General features: G+C 45.7%; 1 pseudogene. It reads right to left on the reverse strand.

Annotation, left to right across the window (positions count from 1 at the left end):
• A pseudogene (locus EHR06_RS19125) lies at positions 1–1178 on the reverse strand (hypothetical protein); the annotation flags it as partial.

Genomic DNA, 1178 nt, shown 5'->3' on the forward strand with positions numbered 1-1178 from the left:
GACTCCTGATGTTCCCAAAGAGCGATAATATTTCCGGATACTAGATACAGTCCTCCGGGTTTTCTACTCGTGGCAGTTTTAGAAGAATCTAATTGAAGCGCGGTAGTATATTCCAAGGCTCCATCGGAAAGATCCACTACTCTGAGGTAGATGCCAGTATTCTTAGTAGAGCTGAATGTGACTAAACCAAAGCCGTCTACTGCGGTAATACTAAACGTTCCCACGTTTGCACTTATAGTTTGCGCATTCGGAGCTAAAGCTGTGTTTGTATTTAAATCGTATACTCTTGCAATCGAATAAGCATCCTGACGCTTCCAAGTCACAAATCCTTTTGTTCCTAAAACGTCGACTTTAACTCCAGTCGAGTATCCACCACCAGAAGTAGTTCCTACGAGATTGATAGGTCCCGCTTGTTTTGCACCGGTTGTGAAGTCATAAGTGTAAGCATTTACTGCGTTTGTACTTAATCCGTAAGCCACGGTAACTAAAGCAGTGTTCCCTAAGTCGCTATCCGCATCCATCGATACTATTAAACCGACAGTCGAGGCAGTAAATACGTTAAATTGTGCCCCCGCTGTGCCTGCAACATCACCCTGAAATAACCTACCATAAACGTTATGAGACGCTGTAAAAGTCCCGCTTACATATGTATTCCAGAAAGCGAAAGCTTTTCCTCCCCCTCCTAGTGCTAATCCTAAGTAGTTCGCGGAAGTATTCGGACGGGTCCCTACTTTGATTTCCGATCCGATGGCAGGGAAATTAGCCGCTGTCAGATCTCGGAAGGCGATGTATACATCCACACCACTTTCCCAGAGAATTGCTGCCTTGCCAGTCGTAGAGTCTGCTTTGACCACGAATTTACCGGTCGCATTAGCAGTGTTGAGTTTTACTTGGGCCCCACCGGCCAAAACAGTGCCTGTGGAAATTTGCATGAACTTACCTTGGAGAGTGTTGTCCTGTCTCCAAACTGTAAAGGCGATATCTCCGTAAGTAAACGTTTGAGGTTCTGAGAGAGTAGTAACGGAAACGTTCTCATTTACAACGAAGTCGTTCGTGCTAGATTCTAAACGATAACTGCGATTCGTGCTTGTTGCCGTTAGGCGGAATAGACCATTCGCCAAGAAGGAATCGAAGGCCCCTCCATCCGTTCCGGAGTTCCAAGCTCCAACACCATAATT

This window comes from Leptospira dzoumogneensis (assembly GCF_004770895.1).
GTDB classification, from domain to species: Bacteria; Spirochaetota; Leptospiria; order Leptospirales; family Leptospiraceae; genus Leptospira_B; species Leptospira_B dzoumogneensis.